The organism is Mesorhizobium sp. M1A.F.Ca.IN.020.06.1.1, from assembly GCF_004023265.1.
Taxonomy (GTDB): domain Bacteria; phylum Pseudomonadota; class Alphaproteobacteria; order Rhizobiales; family Rhizobiaceae; genus Mesorhizobium.
This window is the reverse complement of record NZ_RZSR01000652.1, coordinates 1-3,484: the sequence shown is the minus strand read 5'-3', so window position 1 is coordinate 3,484 and position 3,484 is coordinate 1. Positions and strand designations below refer to the sequence as shown.

Sequence of the window (3,484 nt, the reverse complement as noted above, 5' to 3'; positions counted from 1 at the left end):
CGCAGCAACGGGCGTCTGAATAACCGCAGACGCCTTGAATTGCAAGGCGTAGCGGCCCCCTTTCACACCCTGCGCCGTTTTGGCCCGATGTTGCCAATGTGGTTCCAAACGGGCTCGGCACGTGCTCAAGCCTACACCGGTCGGCCGAGAGCTACACCGTTTTTGTTGCCGGATCGTTGCCAATCTGGATGCGAATTGGAATAGAGCCCCGTACAGAGGTTTCTCACACCCCCGCCCTTCACTCGCTACCTGCGAAGGCCTTCGCGCGCGTCCTTGCCCTGCCCCCGTGGCGAATGCATGCGGCTTCTAGGATTGGCCTACCCCCGATTTGTAGCGCGCCGATACAAGGCGCCCGACTCGGAGGGAATAACAAATGTGAATGTGGATGGGGGTGATCGACGCCACAATGAGCCAGGGCCTATCGCAACGCAGTTTGCTGACCATATGGCCCCTTGTCCTCGGACGACCGTCGACACACCCTGGTCCCCCGCCCCGCTCGGCGGTCGTCTACCTGTTGAGCGACGACGCACCAGCGCTGCTCATGGCCGGAACCTTTCCGTGTGCCAGACGATCTTGCCGTCGACCTTCATGGCTTGTGGATCACAAGCTTCCGGATCTCGAGAGCCGACCTTCAGGTGATGCTCCGCAGGGCCGCCCTAATGCTGCGAAATGTGACGGGGCTCGTCCTGGATCCGAAGGTCGAGGAAGCGTTGGCAGGCCTGGCTGTGGAAATGGGACTATCCAAGTCGGAGCTGGTCAGAACGATCGTCGGTGAATGGCTGATGGCCAACGCCTACCTGCCGGTGCCCTACGAGCTGGACGACGAGAGTGCGGTCGAAGGCAACGCCTGACCCGCCGTCCAATCATCGCCTCGGACGTTCACTCCTATCCGTTGGTTGCCGTCTAAGTACCTCTGTCCACCAGGTGCTGCCTTCGGCATTCAACCGTAATGGAACTTCGGCTTTGGCTCGGTACCCTCAAATTCGACGCCGACGCGGTCATTCTTTCGCCAACGAACGACAGCTTTGTAAGCGATCCCGTCGATGGGAACGTAGAGCAGAAAGCGTACTGGGATCTGAATGTCTGCAGCCACCTTCAGTTCGGCTCCTTGGGAGTGCTGATTGCGTAGTGAGCAGCTGATTTCCGAGTTTCGGAAACCCGTGATGATCGTTCCGCCCTTCAGCACGCGCGGGCGATGTTCTCGACGGGGAGCGTCTGGAGGTGGGGTTTCCATAGACTTATAACGTGAACGGCGTTCCAGCGCTCCGTGGAGCCGAAAATTATGGCTCAAGCAGGGCGGGACCACAGAGCGCCCAACCTGCTCACAGTTACCTCGTCAGGCTCGGTGTCGGCGGCGGTCCTTTTCCTATTTGAAGGCAAATTTGTAGACCGCTCGGTTGGCCTCGTCGGTGACGCGAACCCATTGGGTCTCGTCTCGCCGGTCCTGTACCTGGCGGCCGGTCACCCATTCAGCGGCTGCTTTCGGTGAGGTCGTTTTCGCGTAGGCAACAGAGAACACGTCCATCTCCGACATGGTTTCAACGGTATAGATGTTCATTTGAAATGCTCTTCAATAAGCGCCGTCAATACATTGAAAGAGCCCGCCCAGTGCGGAACGGGCTCTTTTGTCGGGCCTCCTCTGGCGTCAGCCCACTCCAATTCTCCCGAATGGGGGCCGAAACGCCAGCTCGACGCGTCGCTTTACAGCGCCGCCTAGCTACGGAACTGCGATAAGGGGCACTAGGTTCCGGGGAGTTAGTTCCGCCCCCTATTGAGGTCTTTCGGGCCGGTGTCTGGCGAATAGGTCAAGGTAATACGCTTGCCGCCGCAGACCGCGCATTTCATCCTCGGCCTCAAGTCCCACTCCATAGCCGGAGCATCTGGGCCGAAGCGATCGCGGAGCGCCGACAGATCGAGCTTCTGATGTCGATGGCAGTCGAGGCAGCCGCCCGTGACGGACATGCCCGCGTCGATCAGTTCTTGGAGGGTCCGGCACTCATGGCGGCGATGTAGGCAGAGAATATCCAGATCGCCAGAACGGCTGGAGCCCACTCGTGAGGGAGGGTCGAGTGGGCTCCGTTGCTTGCCTATCGGACGGCTCGGATAGAACTGGGACACCAACCGCGCCGTCGAATCCATAACCGCTTACCCGTCGCGATGTTCCCGACAGAGAAGTCGGAAGACGGAGCGGGCCTAGCTCAGGACAGGAGGACCCGGCCTGTCGCGGGGTGGGCTGGGGACGTGGAGAGCAGGCCGGGCCTCTTACCCCGTTCCGAGCCGGGGCAGATGCACATTATGCGCTGCCTTCCCAGCGACTGACATTAACATTTTCTAAGGCTTAGCTAGCTCTCCGGCGCTTAGAAAGCGCCTGCAATAGGTCAGCTTCGCCGGTGGTGCCGTCATCAAAAGCTTGGAAGACTTCCCTAGCCAGACATTCCCGCTGTTCGCGATCCTTCTTGGCCAGGCGTCTCTCGTCGCACAACCGGTTAAACACCCGCTGGAGCATGTCCAGATCAGCGGGCCCGTAGACGCCACTGCAACGCGACAATGACATGATCGTCGCCCTCGGCGAGGCATCAGCCATTATCACACAGAAATGGTCCTTTGTGGAACGGATTCAGGCCTCAGTGATTAAGCAAAGGAGCGGTCGGTTCCTTCAGGAATGTACCGTCTCAGTGGCAACCTAAAAAGCCCGTCGCTTACGCTCATTAGCTGCGGCGGGCTTTTCATTAGTTACCACTAAAAAGGGTGATGCCTAGCACTGAACGATGGCGCATAATGCATCTCTGCCCCGCCGTGGTTGGCACCGGGGTAAGAGCCCGGCCTGTGCGCCCAAGGTCTCCTCGACCCCTCGGCAGGCCGGGCACGCCCCGGCTAGACGGCATCGTGCCGCGCCGCCTGACCGACCCTCCGTTTGTGGAATTCACTGCATTCCCGTAGCTGCGACTATGATGAGCCCCATCGCAGCGAAAACGATGACGCCGACCATAGCGATCTCAAAGCCGCTTCCGCCAGCGCCTATTTTTTTTGTCGGCCATGGCTTCATGCCTTTCCGCTAACAAACTGGAGCACCCGCCTACGGGCGACACCTTCAAAATCCTCGTGCTGAAGTGGACCCCTCATTTGGGGAGGACAGCAGCGTGCCGTCATTTAAAAATGATGGAGGTCCCTGCGCAGGCATCTTCGCCATGTCAATCGGCCAAGCCGCCCCCACGGCGTTACATCGCTTCGCTCAGAAGGTGAAACAAGCTATCGACCTCCTCGTATATCTCTTTGGGCGCGATGCCCTGACGCCCGGCAGTAGCCAGGAGTTCAAGGACAAGATCGGCAGTGGCCTCTGGATCGTCGGTGCTCACGTTGGCAGATGGTCTGCCATCCATCGGTCCAGAAATTTCAAAGCGCGCGCGCTCATGCGGGGGAAAAGCCGGCCGCGATCTTAGGTTGCTTACTTGTACGGCAGCATCACACGCAAGAGCCCGGTCGT

General features: G+C 59.4%; 4 protein-coding genes. 1 reads left to right on the top strand and 3 read right to left on the bottom strand.

Going from position 1 to position 3,484, the window contains the following annotated elements; genetic code table 11:
* Positions 1 to 659 precede the first annotated feature (659 nt).
* A complete protein-coding gene (locus tag EOA60_RS24325) occupies positions 660 to 851 on the top strand; it encodes a CopG family transcriptional regulator (protein ID WP_348627447.1) in 192 nt (63 codons plus the stop codon).
* A gap of 89 nt (positions 852 to 940) precedes the next feature.
* Here EOA60_RS24325 and EOA60_RS24320 read toward each other — a convergent pair whose 3' ends face one another.
* The 3 genes from EOA60_RS24320 to EOA60_RS38335 all read right to left on the bottom strand — a co-directional run.
* Entirely contained in the window at positions 941 to 1,234 is a 294-nt protein-coding gene (locus EOA60_RS24320) for a PilZ domain-containing protein (protein WP_127334758.1), read from the bottom strand.
* Between the two features lie 132 nt (positions 1,235 to 1,366).
* A complete protein-coding gene (locus EOA60_RS24315) occupies positions 1,367 to 1,558 on the bottom strand; it encodes a hypothetical protein (RefSeq protein WP_127334757.1) in 192 nt (63 codons plus the stop codon).
* A 1,660-nt stretch (positions 1,559 to 3,218) separates the two neighbouring features.
* A partial coding sequence (locus EOA60_RS38335; RefSeq protein WP_206619230.1) for a hypothetical protein occupies positions 3,219 to 3,484 on the bottom strand: 266 nt, incomplete at its 5' end.